General features: G+C 51.7%; 23 protein-coding genes. 11 read left to right on the top strand and 12 right to left on the bottom strand.

The genetic code is table 11. The features are described from left to right. Window positions 1–110 precede the first annotated feature (110 nt). The 5 genes from NNO03_RS07655 to rnd all read left to right on the top strand — a co-directional run bounded on the left by NNO03_RS07655 (window position 111) and on the right by rnd (window position 6,545). Window positions 111–2,021 (top strand): ATP-dependent DNA helicase, encoded by a 1,911-nt coding sequence (locus NNO03_RS07655; RefSeq protein ID WP_202038440.1) that lies wholly within the window; start codon window positions 111–113, stop codon window positions 2,019–2,021. A 58-nt stretch (window positions 2,022–2,079) separates the two neighbouring features. Then, the gene (gene tsaB, locus NNO03_RS07660; protein WP_271449220.1) at window positions 2,080–2,775 is read left to right on the top strand and encodes a tRNA (adenosine(37)-N6)-threonylcarbamoyltransferase complex dimerization subunit type 1 TsaB; all 696 of its coding nucleotides are present in this window, start codon (window positions 2,080–2,082) and stop codon (window positions 2,773–2,775) included. Window positions 2,776–2,870: 95 nt separating this feature from the next. Then, complete coding sequence (locus NNO03_RS07665; protein ID WP_137381866.1) at window positions 2,871–3,455, top strand: Slp family lipoprotein; 585 nt, start codon at window positions 2,871–2,873, stop codon at window positions 3,453–3,455. 204 nt (window positions 3,456–3,659) lie between these two features. Beyond that, window positions 3,660–5,345 carry a long-chain-fatty-acid--CoA ligase FadD gene (gene fadD, locus NNO03_RS07670; protein ID WP_271441529.1) on the top strand — a complete coding sequence of 562 codons (1,686 nt, stop codon included), beginning with the start codon at window positions 3,660–3,662 and terminating at the stop codon, window positions 5,343–5,345. 84 nt (window positions 5,346–5,429) lie between these two features. Then, complete coding sequence (gene rnd, locus NNO03_RS07675; protein ID WP_271449221.1) at window positions 5,430–6,545, top strand: ribonuclease D; 1,116 nt, start codon at window positions 5,430–5,432, stop codon at window positions 6,543–6,545. A gap of 48 nt (window positions 6,546–6,593) precedes the next feature. Here the strand turns inward: rnd and NNO03_RS07680 are convergent, their stop codons facing one another. The 5 genes from NNO03_RS07680 to NNO03_RS07700 form a co-directional block, all read right to left on the bottom strand. Next, window positions 6,594–7,559: a PDR/VanB family oxidoreductase gene (locus NNO03_RS07680; RefSeq protein ID WP_271449222.1), complete on the bottom strand. Its 966-nt coding sequence runs from the start codon at window positions 7,557–7,559 to the stop codon at window positions 6,594–6,596. Between the two features lie 59 nt (window positions 7,560–7,618). Next, complete coding sequence (locus tag NNO03_RS07685) at window positions 7,619–9,067, bottom strand: NAD-dependent succinate-semialdehyde dehydrogenase (RefSeq protein ID WP_271449223.1); 1,449 nt, start codon at window positions 9,065–9,067, stop codon at window positions 7,619–7,621. 18 nt (window positions 9,068–9,085) lie between these two features. After that, window positions 9,086–10,210: a carnitine monooxygenase, oxygenase subunit YeaW gene (gene yeaW / locus NNO03_RS07690; RefSeq protein WP_271441520.1), complete on the bottom strand. Its 1,125-nt coding sequence runs from the start codon at window positions 10,208–10,210 to the stop codon at window positions 9,086–9,088. 43 nt (window positions 10,211–10,253) lie between these two features. Then, on the bottom strand, window positions 10,254–11,855 hold the full coding sequence (locus NNO03_RS07695; RefSeq protein WP_137381643.1) for a BCCT family transporter: 1,602 nt from the start codon (window positions 11,853–11,855) through the stop codon (window positions 10,254–10,256). 257 nt (window positions 11,856–12,112) lie between these two features. Next, window positions 12,113–13,195, bottom strand: a complete 1,083-nt coding sequence (locus tag NNO03_RS07700) for a tartrate dehydrogenase (protein ID WP_271441518.1) — start codon at window positions 13,193–13,195, stop codon at window positions 12,113–12,115. Between the two features lie 103 nt (window positions 13,196–13,298). Here NNO03_RS07700 and NNO03_RS07705 point away from each other — a divergent pair, with 103 nt between their 5' ends. Further along, on the top strand, window positions 13,299–14,216 hold the full coding sequence (locus tag NNO03_RS07705) for a LysR family transcriptional regulator (RefSeq protein WP_137345949.1): 918 nt from the start codon (window positions 13,299–13,301) through the stop codon (window positions 14,214–14,216). A gap of 85 nt (window positions 14,217–14,301) precedes the next feature. Here NNO03_RS07705 and minE read toward each other — a convergent pair whose 3' ends face one another. Genes minE through minC form a run of 3 tightly spaced genes read right to left on the bottom strand, consistent with a single transcriptional unit; the run spans window position 14,302 to window position 16,115 of the window. After that, window positions 14,302–14,568: a cell division topological specificity factor MinE gene (gene minE / locus NNO03_RS07710; RefSeq protein WP_003833739.1), complete on the bottom strand. Its 267-nt coding sequence runs from the start codon at window positions 14,566–14,568 to the stop codon at window positions 14,302–14,304. A 3-nt stretch (window positions 14,569–14,571) separates the two neighbouring features. Beyond that, window positions 14,572–15,384, bottom strand: coding sequence for a septum site-determining protein MinD (gene minD / locus NNO03_RS07715; RefSeq protein WP_005122235.1), 813 nt, complete (start codon window positions 15,382–15,384; stop codon window positions 14,572–14,574). A 23-nt stretch (window positions 15,385–15,407) separates the two neighbouring features. Then, entirely contained in the window at window positions 15,408–16,115 is a 708-nt protein-coding gene (gene minC / locus NNO03_RS07720; RefSeq protein ID WP_271449224.1) for a septum site-determining protein MinC, read from the bottom strand. A 126-nt stretch (window positions 16,116–16,241) separates the two neighbouring features. Between minC and NNO03_RS07725 the strand changes: the two genes are divergently transcribed. From NNO03_RS07725 to NNO03_RS07735, 3 genes are all read left to right on the top strand, one after another. Further along, window positions 16,242–16,535: a YcgL domain-containing protein gene (locus NNO03_RS07725; RefSeq protein ID WP_137381645.1), complete on the top strand. Its 294-nt coding sequence runs from the start codon at window positions 16,242–16,244 to the stop codon at window positions 16,533–16,535. Between the two features lie 69 nt (window positions 16,536–16,604). Continuing rightward, window positions 16,605–17,264, top strand: coding sequence for a fumarylacetoacetate hydrolase family protein (locus tag NNO03_RS07730; RefSeq protein ID WP_271449225.1), 660 nt, complete (start codon window positions 16,605–16,607; stop codon window positions 17,262–17,264). A gap of 93 nt (window positions 17,265–17,357) precedes the next feature. After that, window positions 17,358–17,804, top strand: coding sequence for a YcgN family cysteine cluster protein (locus NNO03_RS07735; protein WP_005122244.1), 447 nt, complete (start codon window positions 17,358–17,360; stop codon window positions 17,802–17,804). 29 nt (window positions 17,805–17,833) lie between these two features. Here NNO03_RS07735 and NNO03_RS07740 read toward each other — a convergent pair whose 3' ends face one another. The 3 genes from NNO03_RS07740 to nhaB form a co-directional block, all read right to left on the bottom strand. Next, a complete protein-coding gene (locus NNO03_RS07740; protein WP_016153372.1) occupies window positions 17,834–18,175 on the bottom strand; it encodes a DUF1971 domain-containing protein in 342 nt (113 codons plus the stop codon). A 110-nt stretch (window positions 18,176–18,285) separates the two neighbouring features. Then, on the bottom strand, window positions 18,286–18,816 hold the full coding sequence (gene dsbB, locus NNO03_RS07745; RefSeq protein ID WP_271441516.1) for a disulfide bond formation protein DsbB: 531 nt from the start codon (window positions 18,814–18,816) through the stop codon (window positions 18,286–18,288). Window positions 18,817–18,957: 141 nt separating this feature from the next. Further along, window positions 18,958–20,502 (bottom strand): Na(+)/H(+) antiporter NhaB, encoded by a 1,545-nt coding sequence (nhaB, locus tag NNO03_RS07750; protein WP_271449226.1) that lies wholly within the window; start codon window positions 20,500–20,502, stop codon window positions 18,958–18,960. A 237-nt stretch (window positions 20,503–20,739) separates the two neighbouring features. On the opposite strand from nhaB, the gene fadR reads away from it, so the two are divergent. Then, window positions 20,740–21,459 (top strand): fatty acid metabolism transcriptional regulator FadR, encoded by a 720-nt coding sequence (gene fadR, locus NNO03_RS07755; protein WP_005122254.1) that lies wholly within the window; start codon window positions 20,740–20,742, stop codon window positions 21,457–21,459. 109 nt (window positions 21,460–21,568) lie between these two features. On the opposite strand, the gene NNO03_RS07760 is transcribed toward fadR, so the two are convergent. After that, complete coding sequence (locus tag NNO03_RS07760; RefSeq protein WP_271441514.1) at window positions 21,569–23,101, bottom strand: SpoVR family protein; 1,533 nt, start codon at window positions 23,099–23,101, stop codon at window positions 21,569–21,571. 322 nt (window positions 23,102–23,423) lie between these two features. Between NNO03_RS07760 and NNO03_RS07765 the strand changes: the two genes are divergently transcribed. Next, window positions 23,424–24,722: a D-amino acid dehydrogenase gene (locus tag NNO03_RS07765; RefSeq protein WP_271449227.1), complete on the top strand. Its 1,299-nt coding sequence runs from the start codon at window positions 23,424–23,426 to the stop codon at window positions 24,720–24,722.

Raw genomic sequence — 24,722 nt, forward strand, 5'->3', positions numbered from 1 at the left:
GGCTTCAGATTGCGCCAAGACTGCCATAATGTTGCGCCCGCGTCACCTCTTCAACTGGCGAAAGACCCGCCGGCCTGACATAATCCCTGTTCAAATGAACAGGGGGCAGTGTGACGGACGATTTTGCAGCAGACGGTCAATTGGCTAAAGCGATACCGGGTTTTAAACCGCGTGAACCACAGCGACAGATGGCAATTGCTGTCAGCCATGCCATTGAAAAATCACAACCGCTTGTTGTAGAAGCCGGCACTGGCACAGGTAAAACATACGCTTATCTCGCCCCGGCGCTTCGCGCTGGAAAGAAAGTGATCGTGTCGACGGGATCTAAAGCGTTGCAGGATCAGCTCTACAGTCGCGATCTTCCCACCGTTGCCAAAGCACTGAAATTCACCGGTAAGCTGGCGTTGCTAAAAGGGCGCTCCAACTACCTGTGTCTGGAACGCCTCGAACAGCAGGCGCTGGCGGGGGGCGATCTGCCGGTACAAACGTTAAGCGATGTCATACTGCTGCGCTCATGGTCAAATCAAACGCTTGATGGGGATATCAGCACCTGTGTCAGCGTGGCGGAAGATTCACAGGCCTGGCCACTGGTGACCAGCACTAACGATAACTGCCTGGGTAGCGACTGCCCGCTGTATAAAGAGTGCTTCGTCGTCAAAGCCCGTAAAAAAGCAATGGATGCCGATGTGGTGGTGGTCAACCACCATCTGTTTCTCGCCGATATGGTGGTGAAAGAGAGTGGATTTGGTGAATTAATCCCCGAGGCAGATGTGATGATCTTCGATGAAGCCCATCAGCTACCGGATATCGCCAGCCAGTACTTTGGTCAATCACTCTCCAGCCGGCAACTACTCGACCTGGCGAAAGACATTACGATTGCGTATCGCACAGAATTGAAAGACACCCAGCAGCTACAAAAATGCGCAGATCGTCTGGCACAAAGCGCGCAGGACTTTCGCTTACAGCTCGGCGAGCCCGGCTATCGCGGAAACCTCCGAGAGCTGTTGGCTGACCAACGTGTGCAACGGGCGTTTCTACTTCTTGATGACACCCTTGAGCTGTGCTACGACGTGGCGAAATTGTCCCTCGGGCGCTCTGCGCTGCTGGATGCCGCGTTTGAGCGAGCCACGTTGTACCGTGCCCGGTTAAAACGCCTGAAAGAGATCAATCAGCCAGGATTCAGTTACTGGTATGAATGTACGTCCCGGCATTTTACGCTCGCATTGACGCCGCTTACTGTGGCCGACAAATTCAAAGAAGTGATGGAACAAAAGCCGGGGTGCTGGATATTCACCTCCGCGACATTGTCGGTAAACGACGATCTTCACCATTTTACGGCGCGGTTAGGCATTGATGAAGCAGAGTCGATGCTGCTGCCGAGCCCCTTTGATTACACGCGTCAGGCACTGCTGTGCGTACCACGCAATCTGCCGCAAACCAACCAGCCTGGCGCGGCGCGTCAACTGGCTGCTATGTTGCGCCCTATTATTGAAGCGAACAACGGGCGCTGCTTTATGCTGTGTACCTCGCATGCAATGATGCGCGATCTGGCGGAGCAATTCCGTGCCACCATGACGCTTCCCGTACTTTTACAGGGCGAAACCAGTAAAGGGCAACTGCTGCAACAGTTTGTCAGCGCAGGGAATGCCTTGCTGGTTGCCACCAGTAGTTTCTGGGAAGGGGTAGACGTGCGTGGTGATACGCTGTCGCTGGTGATTATCGATAAATTGCCATTTACTTCCCCGGACGATCCGCTGTTAAAAGCGCGGATGGAAGACTGCCGCCTGCGCGGTGGCGATCCTTTCGAAGAGGTTCAGCTCCCGGATGCGGTTATCACGCTGAAACAGGGGGTAGGGCGACTGATCCGTGATGCTGACGATCGCGGTGTGCTGGTGATTTGTGATAACCGCCTGGTGATGCGACCTTATGGCGCGACCTTCCTGGCAAGCCTTCCGCCTGCGCCACGCACGCGTGATATTGCGCGTGCAGTTCGCTTTCTTGCGATACCATCGGCTGAGTAATTTGTTACGGAGTGTGGTAAGATGCGCGCCAAATTTATTGATCTGATCACAAATACCCATGCGAATTCTGGCTATCGATACCGCCACAGAGGCGTGCTCTGTTGCCCTGTGGAATGACGGTACTATCAAGGCTCACTTCGAGCTTTGCCCACGAGAACATACCCAACGAATTTTGCCGATGGTCCAGGATATCCTGGCCGCTGGCGATTTAACGCTCACCGATATTGATGCCCTGGCATTTGGTCGCGGCCCCGGCAGTTTCACTGGTGTACGCATCGGTATTGGTATCGCTCAGGGGCTGGCGCTAGGGGCGAATTTACCGATGATCGGGGTTTCTACTCTGATGACAATGGCACAGGGTGCCTGGCGTAAATCCGGTGCGACACGCGTGCTGGCAGCGATTGATGCTCGTATGGGTGAAGTTTACTGGGCTGAATACCAGCGTGATGATGATGGCATCTGGCACGGCGAAGAGACAGAAGCGGTGCTAACGCCGGAGCAGGTACACGATCGCCTGCTGCAGCTTTCTGGCGACTGGCTAACCGTTGGCACGGGCTGGCCAGCCTGGCCTGAACTCGGCAAAGACAGTGGTCTGACGCTGAACGATGGCGACGTATTGCTTCCAGCGGCAGAAGATATGCTGCCTGTCGCGACGCAAATGCTGGCATGTGGCAAGACCGTGGCTGTTGAACATGCTGAACCGGTTTATTTACGTAACACCGTGGCGTGGAAGAAACTTCCTGGTAAAGAATGAATCTTAGTAGTAAATCCCCCGGTTAATACGAACAGCCGCCGATGTGCAGTTGTCTGAACGTGCCGGGGCAGGCGCTAAGAAAAGGGAGTCGCAACATGGTGGTCCAAAAGCAGTTAATGAAAGGTGTACTGGCAGGCGTATTGGCGTTATCGCTAAGCGGCTGTGTCACCATCCCGGATGCGATTAAAGGTTCGAGCCCGACACCGCAGCAGGATCTGGTGCGAGTGATGAATGCGCCGCAGTTGTACGTCGGACAAGAAGCACGTTTTGGCGGTAAGGTGGTGGATATTCAAAACCAGCAGGGGAAATCCCGACTGGAGATCGCCACTATGCCGCTCGATAGCGGGGCACGACCGATTCTGGGCGAAGCGTCACGCGGGCGGATTTATGCCGATGTTAACGGCTTCCTCGACCCGGTAGATTTTCGTGGTCAACTGGTCACTGTAGTCGGACCCATTAGCGGAACAGTGGACGGAAAAATTGGTAGTACACCGTATAAGTTCATGCTGATGCAGGTAACTGGTTATAAACGCTGGCATATTACCCAGCAGATTGTGATGCCTCCGCAGCCGATTGACCCCTGGTTCTACGGTGCGCGTGGCTGGCCTTACGGTGGCTACGGCGGATGGGGATGGTACAATCCCGGCCCCGCACAGGTTCAGACGATAGTAACAGAGTAACTCTTTGTTTTAATGGTAAAAGAAACAGCGGCTCGTCCGCTGTTTCTGCATTAACGTGGATATAAGAAAAATAAATAGTGACGTGCTTCGCAACCTTGTCGTTGTGTAATAAACAAACTGGTACGCTGAGTTAATATTATGTTAACAGTTTGTTTATTGTCTGGGGTTGTGATGACGACGAATACGCATTTTAGAGGTGATGTATTGAAAAAGGTTTGGCTTAACCGTTATCCCGCAGGTGTTCCCGCGGAGATCAATCCTGACCGTTATCAATCCCTGGTGGAACTCTTCGAACACTCAGTAAGGCGCTATGCCGATCAGCCTGCGTTTATGAACATGGGGGAGGTGATGACCTTCCGCAAGCTCGAAGAGCGCAGTCGGGCATTTGCGGCTTATTTGCAACAAGGACTTGGACTGAAAAAGGGCGATCGCGTGGCACTGATGATGCCCAACCTGTTGCAATATCCTGTTGCACTGTTTGGGATTTTACGTGCCGGCATGATTGTGGTGAACGTTAACCCGCTGTACACGCCACGCGAGCTGGAGCATCAGCTCAACGATAGCGGTGCGTCGGCGATCGTCATCGTCTCTAACTTTGCTCACACGCTGGAGAAAGTGGTCGATAAGACCTCGGTTCAACACGTGATTCTGACGCGTATGGGCGATCAGTTGTCGACCGCGAAAGGGACGCTGGTTAACTTCGTCGTGAAGTATATCAAGCGTCTGGTGCCAAAATATCACCTGCCGGATGCCATCTCATTTCGCAGTGCGCTGCAAAACGGCTACCGCATGCAGTATGTAAAGCCGGAAGTCGTGTCTGAAGATTTGGCTTTTCTGCAGTATACCGGTGGTACCACCGGCGTGGCGAAAGGCGCAATGCTTACGCACCGTAACATGCTGGCTAACCTGGAGCAGGTTAATGCCACTTACGGGCCATTGCTGCATCCGGGTAAAGAGCTGGTGGTGACGGCGCTACCGCTGTATCACATTTTCGCGCTCACCATGAACTGCCTGCTGTTTATTGAACTGGGTGGGCAAAACCTGCTGATCACTAACCCGCGTGATATTCCGGGGCTGGTGAAAGAGCTGGCAAAATACCCGTTTACCGCGATGACCGGCGTCAATACGTTGTTTAACGCGTTGCTGAATAACAAAGAGTTCCAGCAACTGGACTTTTCGTCGTTGCACCTGTCTGCAGGGGGCGGAATGCCCGTTCAGCAGGCGGTGGCAGAACGCTGGGTGAAGCTGACCGGCCAATATCTGCTGGAAGGTTATGGTCTGACCGAGTGTGCTCCACTGGTAAGCGTTAACCCGCACGATATCGACTATCATAGCGGCAGTATCGGGTTACCGGTTCCGTCTACCGAGGTCAAACTGGTGGATGATGACGACAATGAGGTTCCGCCGGGAGAGCCGGGCGAACTGTGTGTTAAAGGACCGCAGGTGATGTTGGGCTACTGGCAGCGCCCGGATGCGACCGATGAAATTGTCAAAAATGGCTGGTTGCACACGGGTGATATCGCAGTAATGGACGACGAAGGCTTCCTGCGTATTGTCGATCGTAAGAAAGATATGATTCTGGTGTCGGGTTTTAACGTTTATCCGAACGAAATTGAAGACGTAGTCATGCAGCACCCTGGCGTTCAGGAAGTGGCCGCTGTCGGCGTACCGTCGGGCAGCAGCGGTGAGGCGGTAAAAATCTTTGTGGTGAAGAAGGATGCTTCGTTAACCGATGAAGCGCTGGTTACTTTTTGCCGTCGTCATCTGACAGGCTACAAAGTTCCGAAACTGGTGGAATTCCGTGATGAGTTGCCGAAATCTAACGTCGGTAAAATTTTGCGACGAGAATTACGTGACGAAGCCCGCAGCAAAGTGGACAATAAAGGCTGAGCGTTAAGACAGCCAGCAGAAAACGCCGGATAATCCGGCGTTTTTTTTGGCGAAAACCTAAGAGAGCACGATTTGAATTATCAAATGATCACTACGGACGACGCGTTAGCCACGCTGTGCGAAGCCGTCCGTGAATTTCCGGCGATAGCCCTGGATACAGAATTTGTTCGCACGCGTACCTACTACCCGCAGTTGGGGCTGATCCAGCTGTTTGATGGCAAACACGTTGCTCTGATTGACCCGCTAGGGATCACCGACTGGTCGCCGCTGCGCGATATCCTGCGTGACACTGCGATCACTAAATTTCTGCATGCCGGAAGTGAAGACCTGGAAGTGTTTCTCAACACGTTCAGTGAACTCCCGCAACCACTGATCGATACACAGATTCTGGCCGCCTTTTGTGGACGCCCGCTGTCGTGGGGCTTTGCTGCGATGGTGGAAGAATTCACCGGGGTGGCGCTGGATAAAAGTGAATCACGCACCGACTGGCTGGCCAGACCGCTGACTGAGCGGCAGTGCGAGTATGCGGCGGCAGATGTCTGGTATTTATTACCGATCACCACAAAACTGATGGCAGAAACGGATGCGTCCGGCTGGTTGCCCGCTGCGCTGGACGAATGTCGTTTGATGCAACAGCGTCGTCAGGAAATTCTGGCACCTGAAGATGCGTGGCGAGAAATTACCAATGCCTGGCAGCTGCGTACCCGTCAGCTCGCTTGCCTGCAACTCCTGGCCGACTGGCGGTTACGCAAAGCGCGTGAGCGTGATCTGGCAGTGAACTTCGTGGTGCGCGAAGAACATCTGTGGGCGGTTGCCCGCTATATGCCGGGAAGTCTGGGAGAACTGGATAGCCTGGGCCTCTCAGGCAGTGAAATTCGCTTCCATGGCAAGACGCTGATTTCACTGGTCGAGAAAGCGCAGGCAATGCCGGAGGAAGCATTGCCGCAACCGTTGCTGAATCTGATGGATATGCCGGGCTATCGCAAGGCATTCAAAGCCATTAAAGCCCTGGTGGCCGACGTGAGTGCGGAGCAGAATCTTAGTGTGGAACTCCTTGCTTCGCGTCGTCAAATCAACCAGTTGCTAAACTGGCACTGGAAATTAAAGCCGCAGGCGTCCCTGCCGGAGCTGATTTCCGGTTGGCGTGGCGAACTGATGGCCGACCGCCTCAAGGCGCTGCTGCTGGACTATCCGCAGTAAGCGATCAGGCCGACCGGGTAGTCCATCGCTTATCCGGTCGGTAAAATTCTACAAATCTAGCACCAGGCGTTTGCCTTTGGCGCGTGAACAGCAGATAAGCATGCTCTGCTGGCTGGCTTTTTCGTCGTCGCTAAAGTATTGATCGCGGTGATCCGCTTCCCCTTCAAGAATCGCCGTCTCGCAGGTACCGCACACGCCTTCACGGCACAGACACTCGACTCTGGCAGCTTTGTTATTTTCGATAACCTGCAGAATAGTCATCTCTTGCGGAACGACAAACTCACGTCCGGAACGTGCCAGCACGAGGGTGAACGCATCACCGCTCTTATTCTCTACCGCAAATTGCTCAAAATGCAGCGTATTGTTATCCAGACCGTGGCGTGCGGCCTCGCTTCTTACGGCATCGTTAAGCACGGCCGGGCCGCAGGTATAAATGTGGGTGCCTGGTTCTACATCGGCAAGCAGACGTGCCAGGTCGAGGCGTGTGCCTTCGCTCGAAAGATGCAGATGAATGCGATCGGCCTGGTGGTGCTGTTTCAGTTCATCATGAAACGCGCAGTTTTCCGGGCTGGGTGAGCAGTAATGTAGCTGCCACTCTGCCTGGGCATTTTCGAGTTCCGGGATCTGCGACAGGAAGGGCGTAATACCAATGCCACCAGCAATTAACAGATGCTTTTGCGCCTGCGGTTCGAGGGCGAAAAGATTATTGGGCGTGGAAATCGTCAGCGTATCGCCGGGTTTGACCTGCTGATGCAGGTATCGTGAACCGCCTTTGGAATTCTCCTCCAGGCGCACAGCAATTTGCCAGGTGCGGGTATCTAACGGTGAGCTCATCAACGAGTACGCGTTGCTATAGAGATTTTCGCCATCGCGCATTTGCACGATAATATGGCTGCCTCCCTGGAACGCAGGCAACAGATCGCCTGAGGCAGCCGTTAAGGTGAAGCGCTTTACATGCGCGGTAATCGTTTCAATCTGACTGACCTGAACTTCTCGCATTTGATATTCAGACATTGCGGCACTCCCTAAAAAATCTGTCCGGCGCGGGTTACCCGCCACGCCGGAATCTGTCGTTACAGCCCCTGGCAGAGATATTTCATTTCCAGGTAATCTTCGATACCGTGTTCGGAACCTTCTCGCCCCAACCCTGACTGCTTCACACCACCGAAAGGGGCGACTTCATTCGAGATCAGTCCGGTATTTATACCGACCATGCCATACTCCAGTTGCTCAGAAACACGCCAGATGCGCGCGGCATCATTGCTGTAGAAGTAGGATGCCAGTCCATAAATGGTGTCATTTGCCTGGCGGATCACATCCTGTTCATCTTCAAATTTCACCAGCGCGGCGACCGGTCCGAAGATCTCTTCCTGGAGCAACTGCGTGCCCGGCTGCACGTTACCGATGACGGTGGGCGTAAAATAGTGTCCTCCCAGCGCATGGCGCTGACCTCCGGTTAACAACGCGGCGCCCCGCGTCAACGCGTCATCGAGAAGCGACTGCACTTTGTCTACGGCAGCGGTATTGATTAGCGGACCGATTTGTACGCCGGGTTGCTCACCGTTGCCGACTTTCAGAGCGGCGACCCGAGCCACGAATTTCTCACAAAACGCGTCATAAACAGCCTGATGAATGTAAAAACGGTTCACGCAAACGCAGGTTTGTCCGGCATTGCGGAATTTAGCCACCAGCGCGCCTTCAACGGCTTTGTCGAGATCCGCGTCCTCAAATACGATAAACGGCGCGTTGCCGCCCAGCTCCAGTGAGACCTTTTTGATAGAATCGGAACACTGACGCATCAGTACGCGCCCTACCTCGGTAGAGCCGGTAAACGACAGTTTGCGTACGCGATCATCAGCGGTGAACACTGCACCAATTTCGCGAGACTTTCCGGTCACGACATTGATAACACCCGCCGGAATACCGGCCTGACGTGCAAGTTCTGCCAGCGCCAGAGCGGTAAACGGTGTTTCGTTGGCCGGTTTTACTACCATCGTACAACCTGCGGCCAGCGCGGGGCCGGCTTTGCGGGTGATCATTGCCGCAGGGAAGTTCCATGGCGTAATTGCCGCGCAGACTCCGATACCCTGATGGATCACCATCAACCGCTTATCCGCCGTAGGCGAGGGGATTATCTCGCCATTAGTACGTTTAGCCTGCTCGGCAAACCACTCAATAAACGACGCGGCATAGACAATCTCTCCTTCAGCCTCAGCCAGCGGCTTGCCCTGCTCGGCGGTCATGATTTGCGCCAGCGCTGTTTTGTTGTCGAGAATTAAATGATGCCAGGCTTTAAGCAACGTAGAACGTTGGGCTGCGGTCATTGCCCGCCAGGCCGGTAGCGCCTGAGATGCGGTATCAATGGCGCGTTGCGCCTCCGATGTTCCCATGTTGGGAATCTGCCCCAGAACGGCCCCTGTTGCCGGGTTGCTGACCGACAACGTGTTACTGTCATCGGCATCACACCAGTGTCCGGCGATAAACGCCTGCTGGCGAAAAAGTGAAGTCTGAAAAACAGTCATAACGAACTCCTTCGCGGATTAATCCTTAAACACCTGAGCGACCAGATTATGGAAATGGGCAATGCCATGTTCGGAGATTCCGCTACCGCTGGTATCCGCCATAATGCGTCCCTGTCCACGATAGCCACGTGATTTCAGACCTTTTTGTACGCTCTCAACCAGGCGTAAATCCTCAGGGCGGAAGACATTGCGATACCATTCGATCAGCGCTTTTTGCTCTTCGGTCAGCTCTTCATTAGTGAAATAGATGTCGTAGTTTTGCAGTGTGGTTTCTGCATCCACCGGGAATTCATAAATAACGGTCATCATACCTTTGATTGGCGTGACGTTGAGCATGGTGCACGGCCACAACCAGAAGCCGTGGAACGCGGCATCAACCCCTTCTTCGAACTTAAACGACTGCTCAGAGGGTTTGGCAAAACCGTATTGCAGCGTCCAGTTACCGTGCATGGTATGCCAGTAACGGTCAACCTGTACTGAGTCGGAAAAACCAGGGTGGGCCGGACCGCAGTGGTAGCACTCCAGATAGTTATCAACGATATTTTTCCAGTTGGCCGGCGTGCGGGTAGTGAAACGCGCGGCGAGCTTTAGATCGTGCACGTCAGGGCAGGCCTCGACGACTTTGGCTGCCAGTCCCGGAAGCTGATCTTCAACGCTACCGGCGTTCGGGTCCATATTGATGAAGACAAAACCGGCATATTCTTCGAGTCGTACTGGTGTCAGATGAGCCTTCTCACTGTCAAAGTTAGCGACGTTTTCACAGTTACGGGCATGCGCCAGATTGCCATCAAGTTTGAACGCCCACGCGTGGTAGGGGCAGGTAATCACGTTTTTGGCTTTCCCTTCGCCGCTCAGCAGTTGATGACCACGATGCGGGCAGACATTGTAGAAAGCGCGCAGTACATTATCGCGACCACGTACCAGCACGATGTTCTCACCAATCACTTCACGTGTGACATAGTCATTTGGCTTTGCCAGTTCGCTGCTGTGGGCAACACAAATCCAGCTTTTGGCAAACACGTTCTCTTGCTCGTGTTCAAAAGCCTGCTGGTCGGTATAGAACCGTGCCGGGATAGTCCAGGCGTCCTGCGGATTGGCACAAAAATTTTGCGGCAGAATAAACTCAGGGCTCAGATTGCTCATTGGATTACCTTTAATTTGTGAGTAAGAGGTTTTTTACTGGCGCTTAATTGCCGCCTTTGAGTAGTGTCCCAGCCGGTGGCGTGACAGGCGCGTCGACCGGTGCTTCGGGAAGATGACTTTCAATTTGGTGAGCAGGAACATGGGCATAGTCCTGCCGTACCCAGCGAAGAAAACCGCCGACCTTCACCAACAGGATGGCGAGGAAGGGAAGGGCGGTCAGAACCACCGTGGTCTTCATTGTTTCCAGAGACGCGCCGGTGAATAAAATGGATAATGGAATCAAAGTGATGACTACACACCAGAACAGACGTAAGCCACGTTCAGGATCTTCTCCTTCCTGTAGGTTACGTGTGCTGGTGGCTGCCATGGTGTAGGCCACAGCATCCATATGCGAGGCAAGGAAAATAATCATGATGGCCAGATATGCGACCAGGAACAGCTTCCCGGCTGGCAATGACATCAGTACCTGCTGCACCGCCGTTTCGCCGCCCTGCGTTGCCATGATCTGCGGGATATCAATCACGCCATTGACAAACTGGTGGATAGAGTAGCTCTCCATCACCCCGAAGAAGAACCAACAGCCGACGGTACTGCCAAGGATTAATGCCCAGATAACTTCTTTGATTTTGCGCCCGCGAGAAACGCGCGTCACAAACATAGCGACGCCTGGGGTGTAGGAGATCCACCACAGCCAGTAGAACACTGTCCAGTTGCGGGTAAATTCACCGTTACCGAGCGGGTCGGTAAACAGGCTCATTTGCAAAAAGTTTTGTGTCGTCAGGCCGATAGCGTTGATGATGTTATTGGTGATGAACTCGGTTGGGCCGACAATCAGTACGACCAATGGCAGTAAAAATGCCCCCCAGCCCACCATCTTGCTCAGACGTTGCAGACCATTGTTGATGCCAATCCAGGAGCTGAGACAGAAGATGCCGCCAGAGAACAGAATCACAAAGGCTTGCACTGTAAAGTTATCCGGTAAACCGGTAAGCGCTGATAAACCACGGGTGAAGGTTGCAGCGGTAACGACCAGGGAGATGGTTAACGCGCCGACGGTGGCGATCAGGAACATCAAATCGACCAGTCTTCCCCATACGCCCTGTGGATGAACGCCGGTGATAGCAGCAATTATCCCGGACAGGCTCAACCCTTTGTTTTTACGCACATGGAAATGGTAGGCCATGGTTAACGAGGCCAGTGTGTAGGTCGCCCACGCGCTGATCCCCCAATGGAAAAAGGAATAGGGCAGACTGAATTCCAGCGCTTTTTGTGAGTGTGGGGCGATGTTCAGACCCGGTGTTTGGTAGTAATAGGCCCATTCAGCAACACCCCAGTAGAGCGTGGAGGAGCCTAATCCAGCGCAAATAAACATAAACAGCCAGGAAAGCGTACTGTATTCTGCTTTACCTTCACCGAGGCGAATATTGCCGTATTTGCTGGTGGCCAGCCAGACAACCAGCCCCATAGCCATGAGGACCAGGATCTGAACGGCAGAACCCAGCATGCGAGTGACACCGTTAAAAATGGTATTCGCTACTTGTGCAGACTGCTGAGGGAAGAGACTGAGTGTGGCGGCGATAAAAAGAATAGCCACCAGGCTGATGGCTATTAGTGGCACATCTTTTTTCTTTACGTTGCTCAACATGGATGATCTCCTGGGCATAGTCGCCCGCGTTTGGCATTAGCCTGTCGTTGTTATCATGCTGTAGGGTAAGATTTTGTCGCTTCGTATTTAACAATTTTATTATTTGTTCTTTACATGAATTAAACAATTGCCTGATGCGTGAAGCAATAAAACACGGAACGGAAATAATAAAAAGTGAATTCACGCAGGTTATTTGACGTACAGAACACATAAAAAAACCGCGTCAGTGACGCGGCTCATATTTCGTGGTTTGACCTCTAACGCAGTGCCCGGCAGATAGCGTCACCTACCTGTTGAGTGCTGGCATTGCCTTTCATATCCGGCGTTTTAGGGCCGCTGGCAATAACCTGTTCAATCGCGGCCAGAATGCCATCGTGGGCGGCCTGATAATTCGCATCGCCGTTGCCAAGGAAATCCAGCATCATCGCACCAGCCCAGATGGTGGCAATTGGGTTAGCAATATTCTTGCCGTAGATATCCGGGGCCGAACCGTGGACCGGTTCGAACAACGATGGGAAGGTCCGTTCCGGATTTAAGTTTGCTGAGGGGGCAATGCCAATCGTGCCAGTACAGGCTGGACCTAAATCGGACAGGATGTCGCCAAACAGGTTAGAGGCGACCACCACGTCAAAACGCTCCGGTTGCATGACAAAACGGGCGCACAGAATGTCGATATGCTGTTTATCCCAGCGGATTTCAGGGTACTGGGCAGCCATTGCTTCAACACGCTCATCCCAGTAAGGCATGCTAATGGCAAGGCCGTTTGATTTAGTGGCCGAGGTCAGTGTCTTACGCGGACGGCTCTGTGCCAGTTCAAACGCGTAACGCAAAATGCGATCAACGCCACGACGCGTGAAGACCGACTCCTGAATGACCACTTCATGTTCGGTACCCTCGCTTACGCGCCCGCCCAGTGAAGAATACTCGCCTTCGGTGTTTTCACGCACAACGTAGAAATCAATGTCGCCGGGTTTCTTACCCGCCAATGGGCAAGGAACACCAGGAAACAGGCGTACCGGACGCAGGTTGACGTATTGATCGAACTCCCGACGAAACTTGAGCAACGAGCCCCATAGTGAGATGTGATCCGGTACAGTATCCGGCCAGCCGACGGCACCAAAGTAGATAGCATCGAAGGATTTCAACTGTTCATGCCAGTCATCCGGCATCATCTTGCCGTGATGCGTATAGTACTCGCAACTGGCCCATTCCATTTGCTCAAAGCTGAGCGACAGGTCCCAGCGTTCGGCGGCTGCCTGTAACACATGAATGCCTTCAGGCAGGACTTCTTTACCAATGCCATCTCCGGGGATAGCGGCAATACGACAGGTTTTCTTCATAGCAGCTCTCACTTGTACGCCATCAAAATTGACTTTCCCCATATCCTATAATTGACTGATTAATAGTTAATCCCTCCAACTGGTGAAACATAAAACACAGATCATGAATAATCTGCCGCTGTTAAATGATTTACGCGTCTTTATGCTGGTTGCCCGTCGTGCGGGTTTTGCCGCCGTTGCCGAGGAGCTAGGCGTTTCACCCGCTTTTATCAGCAAGCGTGTTGCGTTGCTGGAACAGACACTGAACGTGGTGTTGTTACACCGTACAACACGGCGTGTCACCATCACGGAGGAAGGGGAACGGATCTACGAATGGGCCCAGCGGATCCTGCAGGATGTGGATCAGATGATGGATGAGCTGTCTGATGTCCGGCAGATCCCGCAGGGGATGTTACGTATTATCAGCAGCTTTGGTTTTGGTCGCCGTGTTGTGGCTCCAGCGTTGTCAGCGCTGGCAAAAGAGTATCCGCAACTGGAGTTGCGGTTTGATGTTGAGGATCGGTTAGTCGATCTGGTTAATGAAGGCGTCGATCTTGATATTCGCATCGGGGATGATATTGCACCCAATTTGATCGCACGTAAGCTGGCGACCAATTATCGAATATTGTGCGCATCACCTGAGTTTGTGGCGCAGCACGGTACACCGAAACAACTGAACGATCTGTCCACGTTGCCCTGTCTGGTGATTAAAGAGCGCGATCATCCATTTGGCATCTGGCAAATGCGCAACAAAGAGGGCGTGCACTCGATTAAGGTGACGGGGCCGCTCTCCTCCAATCATGGCGAAGTTGTTCACCAATGGTGTGTGGATGGTCAGGGGATTGCGCTACGTTCATGGTGGGATGTCTGCGATAACATCGCCAGTGGGCATCTGGTTCATATATTGCCTGACTATTATCAACCAGCAAATATTTGGGCTGTTTATGTGTCACGTCTGGCGACGTCGGCAAAAATCCGTATTACCGTGGAGTATTTACGTCGCTATTTTGCTGAGAACTACCCGAAGTTCAGTTTGGAATAAATGGGGGGCAGTCCGGACTATGATCAGAAATAAAAAAGGCAGAATAATCTGCCTTTTTTCAACCATGACTTATTTACAAAAGACGTTATTTAGACTCTTCTGCTTCAGGTAAAGTCACGTTAAGTTCAAGGATAGAAATATCGCCGTCTTTTTGTTCAAGCTGTACGGTGACCATTTCAGGATCAATTTGTACATACTTACAGATAACGTCGAGAATATCTTTCCTCAACTGCGGTAAATAATGCGGCTCGGCGTCACTACGACGACGTTCCGCAACAATAATCTGCAGTCGCTCTTTAGCGATGTTCGCTGTGCTCTTTTTCCGCGAGAGAAAAAAATCCAGTAATGCCATAACTTATCCTCCGAACAGGCGTTTGAGGAAACCTTTCTTCTCTTCTTCAATGAAGCGGAAAGGACGTTCTTCTCCCAACAGACGGTCTACGGTATCAGCATAGGCTTTGCCGGCATCAGCATTGATGTCGAGAATAACCGGCTCACCCTGGTTAGACGCGCGCAGGACTGACTGATCTTCAGGAATCACGCCAACCAGCTTGATTCGCAGAATTTCCAGTACGTCTTCCATGCTGAGCATGTCACCTTTATTTACGCGGCCAGGGTTATAGCGCGTAAGCAGCAGATGCTCTTTAATCGGATCTTCACCATTTTCAGCGCGACGAGATTTCGACGCCAGAATACCCAGAATACGGTCAGAGTCACGTACAGAGGACACTTCCGGGTTGGTGGTAATAATGGCTTCGTCGGCAAAATACAGGGCCATCAACGCACCGGTCTCAATACCTGCCGGAGAGTCGCAGACGATGAAGTCAAAATCCATCGCTTTCAGATCGTCCAGAACTTTCGCGACGCCTTCACGGGTCAGCGCGTCTTTATCACGAGTCTGTGAGGCCGGAAGAATAAAGAGATTTTCGGTACGTTTATCTTTGATCAACGCCTGATTTAACGACGCATCGCCCTGAATAACGTTGACGAAGTCATAAACGACGCGACGTTCACAACCCATAATTAAATCAAGGTTACGCAGGCCGATATCAAAATCAATAACGACAGTTTTCTTTCCCTTCTGGGCCAAACCTGTAGCGATGGCCGCGCTGGAGGTGGTTTTGCCAACGCCCCCTTTACCCGAAGTAACAACAATAATGCGTGCCATAGAAATTCCTTGTTAAAAAGGGATCAATTCAACGGTTGAACTGTCAAAGCGTTCTCTGCCAATTGCAGACGTGCCGCTTTGCCATAAAATTCTGCTGGGATTTTATCACTCAGCCAATAAACACCTGCGATAGACACCAGTTCTGCCGTCAGGTGGGTACAGAAAATTTGCGCTTCCCGATCGCCGCTTGCGCCCGCCAGAGCACGGCCTCTCATCATGCCATAAACGTGAATATTGCCATCAGCGATAAGCTCTGCGCCCGCACTGACGTGACTTGTAACAATCAGATCACATTGTGGAGCATAAATACGCTGACCGGAACGAACCGGTACATTTATTAATCGTGTTTTTGTGATGGGAGTAACGTTTTGTGGCGGTGCGGCAGGTACCGGAGCTTCAACAGGTGCGGAACGAATGGCTTTTTCTTTACCTTCTGTCAGTAAAGGAAGCCCCATTTCGTCGATTTCTGCCTTAAGTTTTGCATCCTTGCATCCGCTAACACCAATAATGCGCAGACCCGTGGACGTGATGACTTTTTGCAGCGCCGACCAGTTTATCGGGCTTTCAAGGCCACCCACGTTGATCACCACGGGAGCATGTTTTAAAAATGCAGGTGCCTGCGCGATTTTGTCTTCCAACGCCTGACGAATAACCTCGGGTTCTGCTTCATGTAAGTGAACCACTGATAAGGTGAAGCTACTGCCTTTAAGCTCGATTGGCGTGTTTGACATCCTGGCCTTACTCAATTTGCTATTTATCATCCCCAGTGCGGGGTGATATTCCGAAGACTATAAGGCATGTTATAGTCAGTATTATATTGAGGCAAGCCACCATTCCGTGAATTCAGAGTAAAAGATATGTTTTGTGTGATCTACCGAAGCAGCAAACGTGACCAGACCTATTTATATGTCGAAAAAAAAGACGATTTCTCGCGTGTTCCTGAAGAACTGATGAAAGGATTTGGTCAGCCAAAGCTGGCAATGATTTTACCGCTTGATGGTCGTAAAAAACTGGTTAATGCCGATCTTGAAAAAGTAAAACAGGCACTAACCGAGCAGGGCTATTATTTACAAATACCACCGCCGCCTGAGGATTTACTCAAACAGCATTTATCTGCGGTAAAACAAAATACACCAGACGCTAAACGTTAAACTGCATCCGGCAGCAGCATGTCTCATCGATGCAGTACCTGAAATCTATGACTACGTTAGGGGAAAGTAATGTATCAACATCATAACTGGCATGGTGCTCTGCTGGATTACCCGGTGAGCAAAGTGGTTTGCGTAGGTAGCAATTATGCAAACCATATTAAAGAAATGGGGGGAACAACGCCGGAAGAGCCGGTGTTGTTTATTAAACCTGAAACTGCGCTGTGCGATTTGCGCCAACCGCTGGTCATTCCGGCGGATATGGGTTCCGTTCATCACGAAGTTGAACTGGCCGTGCTGATCGGCGCAAACCTGCGCCAGGCGACAGAAGAGCATGTACGCAAAGCCATCGCTGGCTATGGTGTGGCGCTGGACCTGACCCTGCGCGATATCCAGGGCAAAATGAAAAAGGCGGGTCAGCCGTGGGAAAAAGCGAAGGGTTTTGACAACTCTTGCCCGCTGTCTGGGTTTATTCCGGTAGCGGAATTTAACGGTGATCCGCAGGATACTCAGCTCGGATTAACGGTGAACGGCGAAGTGCGCCAGCAGGGCACTACGGCGGATATGATCCATCATATTGTTCCATTGATTGCTTACATGAGCCGATTCTTCACGCTTAGAGCCGGTGATGTGGTACTGACCGGGACGCCAGCAGGCGTTGGGCCGTTACACAGCGGTGATGAGCTGGCTATCCGTTTCCATGGTCAGACACTAACCACCCGGGTGCTGTAATCTCTGCTTGCCGCCTATTTCGGGCGGCAAAACTTGCATCAACGTGCCAGACTGGTTATAAGGTGCAGCTTTAGTGAAATAGCGGATACCCTGATGAGCGACATACCTTTCTGGCAAAGTAAAACCCTTGATGAAATGACCGATGCCGAGTGGGAGTCATTATGTGATGGGTGCGGCCAATGTTGTCTGCATAAGCTTATGGATGAAGACACTGACGAAATCTACTTTACCAACGTCGCGTGTAAGCAACTCAATATCAAAACCTGCCAGTGCCGTAATTATGAACGTCGATTCGAATACGAGCCCGATTGCATCAAACTCACGCGTGATAACCTGCCAACCTTTGAATGGTTGCCGATGACCTGCGCCTATCGTTTATTAGCGGAAGGGAAAGGGTTACCGGACTGGCACCCATTGCTGACGGGTTCAAAGGCGGCAATGCACGGTGAGCGCATTTCAGTACGCCATATCGCGGTGAAAGAATCAGAAGTGCGTGACTGGCAGGACCACATCCTGAACAAACCTTCATGGGCGGATTAAGCCGCCCATCGATTAACAGGCGTTAAGGATTAAGACTTTTTCGCCTGATACATCTCATCACTATGGTTGTCATCTTCAACCCAGAAATTAATGTTGAATTGCGCATCGTCGCTTAATTCAACGCGATGCCAGTACTGCGGTGGGCTGGTCGCGAACTGTCCGGCATTAATGACCACTTTTACTTCAGGTTCTTTTGCGTCTTCATTGGCAAAGCCGTAATACGTTACCGTGCCTTCCATCACGCAGAGTTGTCCAAAAACGCCCGCTGCAGTGTTGTGGTGAGAAAGCAGAGCGGCCGGGACATTGTCTTTCGTAAAGAAGGGAGTGGAGCGTTTAACTTTCCAGTTTGCCGGGATGCGTAAATGGGACATAAGACATCTCCTTTGTGGGGCATCTATAAGATGTATTTAATATACATCTTATAGATGCCCGCAGGCAATGACATTATGGCAAAAAAAAACGCTCCCGAAGGAGCGTTCTGTTAGCGACCGAAGAGGTCACGTTTTTTCGGTTTAAAGGGCTGGGCAATCAGCACCAACACTGCAACGACCAGATAGGCGGCAAAAATCCCCAGCAGCCACTGCGGCATCTCCAGGGTTAAAAATGACCACTGACGCTCAGCGCAGTCACCGGAAGCCATAAATACCTGCGGCAGCCATTTATCCAGCGGTAACCAACTCGGGAAGCGCGCGGCAAAATCACAGGTCATGAACGGCGACGGGTGAAGCTGAATCATCGTGTGTTCATACGCTAACTGAAGCCCGCGCCAGGCGCTGTAAATCCAGATAATCATCGCCACGTAGCGCAGCGGCGTTTTCGGGGCAATTGCGCCCACCAGACCAGCACCCATCACGCCAAATAATGCGCTACGTTCGTATATACACAACACGCAAGGTTTAAGCAGCATGACATGCTGGAACCACAAGGCAACAAGTTCCAACGCCAGGGCGGTGAGCGCCAGCAATAACCATGCTCCACGCCCACGGGAGCACTGGTTTAAAAATCGCAACATAATAATTTCCCTGCAACATGCGTAGAGACCGCAGTTTAAACCAATTCAATTTATGCGCCACTAGCGGCAATTGAAATATTGTGTAATCGGATAATTATCATGCAAAAAGTCAAACCGGGCAGTGATTTACCCGGTTTATTGTTATGAAAGTGTAGCTAACCAGCCTGTTTGCGTCATCCATTCGGTCACGGGGACCAGCGTGAACTCTACGCACAACAGACCTACCAGCGTCAGGACGATCGTGTACGGCAATGCCATCCACACCATACGGCCGTAGGAGAGACGAATCAGTGGTGCCAGTGCGGAGGTCAGCAGGAACAAGAATGCCGCCTGACCATTTGGCGTAGCCACGGAAGGCAGGTTGGTTCCGGTATTAATCGCCACCGCTAACAGTTCATATTGATTCAGGCTAATCGTCCCGTGCTCCAGCGCCGCTTTCGCTTCGTTGATGTAAATGGTGCCAACAAAGACGTTGTCTGAAATTGACGACAACAGGCCGTTGAAAAGATAGAACAGGGTCAGTTGTGCATGTTCAGAAGACTGCAAAACAAACTGAATAATCGGCGCAAAGAGTTGCTGATCGATAATCACCGCAACCACGGAGAAAAATACGGTAAGCAGCGCGGTGAAGGGCAGCGATTCGGTGAAGGCTTTACCAATAGCGTGTTCGTCAGTGACACCGGTTAACGAAGTCGCCAAAATAATCACCGACAGGCCAATTAATCCGACTTCTGCCAGATGCAGCGCGAGGGCAACGACCAGCCATACGCCGATAACAGCCTGAATAATCAGCTTGATTTTATCCTGGCGGGTACGTTGTTGACGGCTTTCATCGTCAAACTGTTGCAGAACGCCACGGACAGCTTCCGGTAATGTTTCACCGTAGCCAAACCAACGTAACTTTTCAACCAGTAGGCAGGTGAGCAGACCGCAAATCAACACCGGAACGGTGACCGGCGACATGCGCAGGAAAAAATCACCAAAATGCCAGCCAGCCGCTTTGGCGATAATCAGGTTCTGCGGTTCGCCAACCATGGTCATCACACCGCCTAACGCGGTGCCGACTCCCGCGTGCATCATCAGGCTGCGCAGAAAACCACGGAACTGCTCAAGTACGGCTTTATTGTGCTGATCGATATGGCTGTCATCCAGCAAATTGTTATCTTCCGGACGGGAAGAGGCGACGCGATGGTAGATGCCGTAAAAACCGACCGCCACGCTGATCACGACTGCGACCACGGTCAATGCGTCGAGGAACGCAGAAAGGAAGGCAGCGGCAACACAAAAGGCCAGCGACAGCAGCATCTTGGAGCGAATACTGAGCAGCAGTCGGGTAAAAATAAACAGCAGCAGTTGCTTCATAAAGTAGATGCCCGCCACCATAAACATCAGCAGTAAGAGCACTTCAAGGTTGGCGGCAACTTCTTCACGAACATGTGCGGCGCTGGTCATGCCGATGACGACAGCTTCGATGGCTAACAGCCCGCCCGGCAACAGTGGATAACATTTAAGCGCCATTGCCAGCGTAAAAATGAATTCGGCCACCAGCAACCAACCCGCGATAAAGGGATTGATGAAAAAAATAAGCGGGTTAACGACTAAGAAGACAAGCAGTGCAAGTTTGTACCAGTCTGGTGATTGACCTAAAAAATTGCGCCACATAGCGCGGCCCCATGATAGCTCCATGGCAGTTTCCCTTACCTGTAAAAATGAAATCATGTTTTTATGTTTGACCGCAAAGCTTAGCGGCACGAGTGAATGCAGGCAAGCTCTTCACGTGGCTTATCGTACTGACTGCGTATCAGCGTTATCTGGAAAATGAAGCCTTGATCCACTTTTTCTTCGTTGCGTCAGCTATCAGCTAAGAAACCCGTCTGGTATGATGTGTGTAACTATGTTTTGCTGTGTAATGGAATTATCACTATGGTCATTAAGGCGCAAAGCCCTGCTGGGTTCGCGGAAGAGTACATCATTGAGAGTATCTGGAATAACCGCTTCCCACCTGGCACTATTTTGCCCGCTGAACGTGAACTCTCCGAACTTATTGGAGTAACACGTACCACGTTACGCGAAGTATTGCAGCGTTTGGCGCGGGACGGCTGGTTGACCATTCAACACGGCAAACCAACGAAAGTGAATAACTTCTGGGAAACCTCCGGGCTGAATATCCTGGAAACGTTGGCGCGTCTCGATCACGAAAGCGTTCCGCAGTTGATTGATAATCTGCTGTCTGTGCGTACCAACATCTCGACGATCTTTATTCGCACCGCATTCCGCCAACATCCTGATAAAGCCCAGGACGTTTTGGCAACGGCGAATCAGGTTGCTGACCATGCTGACGCGTTTGCCGATCTGGACTACAACATTTTCCGCGGTCTGGCATTTGCGTCGGGCAATCCGATTTACGGTTTGATCCTCAACGGCATGAAAGGACTTTATACGCGTATTGGCCGTCATTACTTTGCTAACCCGGAAGCACGCGGCCTGGCGCTGAACTTCTACCGTAAGCTGTCAGAGCTGTGTGAGCAGGGCGCTCATGATTTGGTCTATGAAACGGTGCGCCGCTATGGTCACGACAGTGGTGAGATTTGGCACCGTATGCAGAAGAATTTGCCGGGCGATTTAGCTATTCAGGGACGTTAATCGCGAATCGCGCAATGCCGGATGGTGACGCTAAAGCGCTTATCCGGCCTACAATGCGTCTACATCGTAGGCCGGATAAGGTGTATTACACCACCTCCGGCAATCAATTTTACAGGCCGTTCATCCTTGGCGGGCAACGCTCCAGCAGTTCAACGCTGCCATCTTCATTTTGCTGCTCCAGCATTACATCAAATCCCCACAGCCGATGAACATGCTTCAACACTTCTTTGCGTCCTTTATCCAACGGCGCGCGGTTATGTGGGATGTAACGCAAGGTCAGTGAACGGTCGCCGCGCAGATCGACATTCCAGATTTGAATATTCGGCTCAAGATTGCTCAGGTTATATTGCGATGACAGCCTGTTACGGATCTCGCGATAACCCTCCTCATTGTGAATCGCTGAAATTTCCAGATAATTATGGCGGTCATCATCCAGCACCGTGAACAGGCGGAAATCGCGCATCACTTTTGGTGACAGGAACTGGCTGATAAAGCTCTCATCTTTAAAATCACGCATCGCGAAATGCAGCGTTTCCAGCCAGTCGGAACCCGCAATATTTGGGAACCAGTATTTGTCCTCCTCGGTGGGCGACTGACAAATACGTTTGATATCCTGGAACATAGCAAAACCCAGCGCATAAGGGTTTATCCCGCTATACCATGGACTGTTATACGGTGGCTGGAATACCACGTTGGTATGGCTATGCAGAAACTCCAGCATAAAGCGCTCGGTGACTTTGCCTTCATCATAAAGGTGATTGAGGATGGTGTAGTGCCAGAAGGTTGCCCATCCCTCGTTCATAACCTGAGTCTGTTTCTGGGGATAAAAATACTGGCTTACCTTACGCACAATACGCAGGACCTCTCGCTGCCAGGACTCAAGCAGTGGGGCGTTTTTCTCCATAAAATACAGCAGGTTTTCCTGCGGCTCAGAAGGATAACGCCGTGCGGTAGAGATCGTCTTCTCTTCCTCTTTCTTCGGCAACGTACGCCACAGCATATTCACCTGACTTTGCAGATACTCTTCACGGCTTTTCTGCCGGGCCTTCTCTTCCTGTAGCGAGATTTTTTGCGGGCGTTTATAACGGTCAACGCCGTAATTCATCAGCGCATGGCAGGAGTCGAGGAGTTTCTCAACTTCATCAACACCGTAACGCTCTTCACACTGGGTAATGTAGTTTCGCGCAAAGATCAGGTAATCGACGATGGAGCTGGCGTCTGTCCAACTGCGGAACAGGTAGTTATTCTTGAAGAAAGAGTTATGTCCATAGCAGGCATGCGCCATGACCAGTGCCTGCATGGTGATGGTGTTCTCTTCCATCAGGTACGCGATACACGGGTTGGAGTTAATAACAATCTCATAGGCCAGTCCTTGCTGACCATGTTTGTACAAGCGTTCGGTTTCAATAAACTTTTTACCAAACGACCAGTGCGGATAGTTGATTGGCATCCCTACGCTGGAATAGGCGTCCATCATTTGTTCAGAAGTGATCACCTCGATTTGGTGCGGGTAGGTATCCAGTTTGTAGAGTTTCGCCACGCGGTCTATCTCTGCCAGATAGACATCCAGCAGATCAAAGGTCCAGTCGGGTCCATCGCTTAACCGTGTGCTGTCCTTGTTCATGGAATCAATCGTAGCCATTCGCGCACCCTCATTGTTGGCGGCACTCTCTGTCTGGAGTACCTCATTTCAAGCATAGATCATGGTGTTAAAAAGCGTGCTGCAGGAGAAATTTTTTCTTTGCGATTTCACGTCAGCGAAGCGTCGAAAAACGTCGAGGTGACAAAATTTTATGCTGGATAAAATTTACGCGCAGCAGGAGATGCCAAAGCAGAGACTTCCCTGCAATCACTGCTATGTGTGAGATACATCACCATAAAAAAGCCATATGTTGAATAATATTTTCAACTGAGTTATCAAGATGTAATTAGAAGATTGTTCTTTTACTGTTAACGGAGTGGCTATGCGAGTTGTCATACTGGGAAGTGGCGTCGTTGGCGTGACCAGCGCCTGGTATTTAAGTCAGGCTGGACACGATGTCACCGTCATCGATCGTGAGCCGGGTCCGGCACTGGAAACCAGTGCGGCGAATGCCGGGCAAATCTCTCCTGGTTATGCCGCGCCGTGGGCGGCGCCAGGCGTACCGCTAAAAGCGATTAAATGGATGTTTCAGCGCCACGCTCCGTTGGCTGTACGCCTCGACGGCACGCAGTTCCAACTGAAGTGGATGTGGCAAATGCTGCGCAACTGCGACACCAGCCACTACATGGAAAACAAAGGGCGCATGGTGCGGCTGGCGGAGTACAGCCGTGATTGTCTGAAGACGCTGCGAGCCACCACGGGGATCGAGTATGAAGGTCGTCAGGGCGGTACGTTACAACTGTTTAGAACCGCTCAACAGTATGAGAACGCCACGCGTGATATTGCCGTGCTGGAAGATGCCGGTGTGCCGTACCAACTTCTGGAGGCAAATCGTCTGGCGGAAGTCGAACCTGCGCTGGCAGAGGTCGCGCACAAACTAACAGGCGGGTTACGGTTACCGAATGACGAAACCGGTGACTGTCAGCTGTTTACCCAGCGTCTGGCGAAAATGGCCGAGCAGGCGGGGGTAAAATTCCGTTTTAACACCCCCGTCGATAAGCTACTCAGCGAAGGCGAGCAAATCTATGGTGTCCAGTGTGGCGACGAAGTTATCAAAGCCGATGCCTATGTTATGGCCTTTGGCTCGTATTCCACAGCGATGCTCAAAGGAATCGTTGATATTCCGGTGTATCCGCTCAAAGGCTACTCATTAACCATACCGGTGGCAGAAGATGATGGTGCGCCGGTTTCCACTATTCTTGATGAAACCTACAAAATCGCTATTACCCGTTTTGATGAGCGAATTCGTGTTGGCGGTATGGCAGAAATTGTTGGTTTTAATACCGAGCTACTACAACCACGTCGTGAGACGCTGGAGATGGTGGTGCGCGATCTCTTTCCGCGCGGCGGTCATGTTGAACAAGCCACCTTCTGGACCGGGCTGCGTCCGATGACGCCAGACGGAACGCCAGTGGTGGGGCGTACCCGCTTTAAGAATCTGCTGCTCAATACGGGGCATGGCACACTGGGCTGGACGATGGCATGTGGATCGGGTCAGTTGCTGAGCGATATTCTCTCTGGTCGCACGCCAGCCATACCTTATGACGATCTGAGCGTGGCGCGTTACAGTCCGGGATTTACCCCGTCTCGCCCGCGGCATTTACATGGCGTACACAACTAA

It is taken from the genome of Citrobacter sp. Igbk 16, assembly GCF_028069755.1.
In the GTDB taxonomy this organism is placed as follows: domain Bacteria; phylum Pseudomonadota; class Gammaproteobacteria; order Enterobacterales; family Enterobacteriaceae; genus Citrobacter.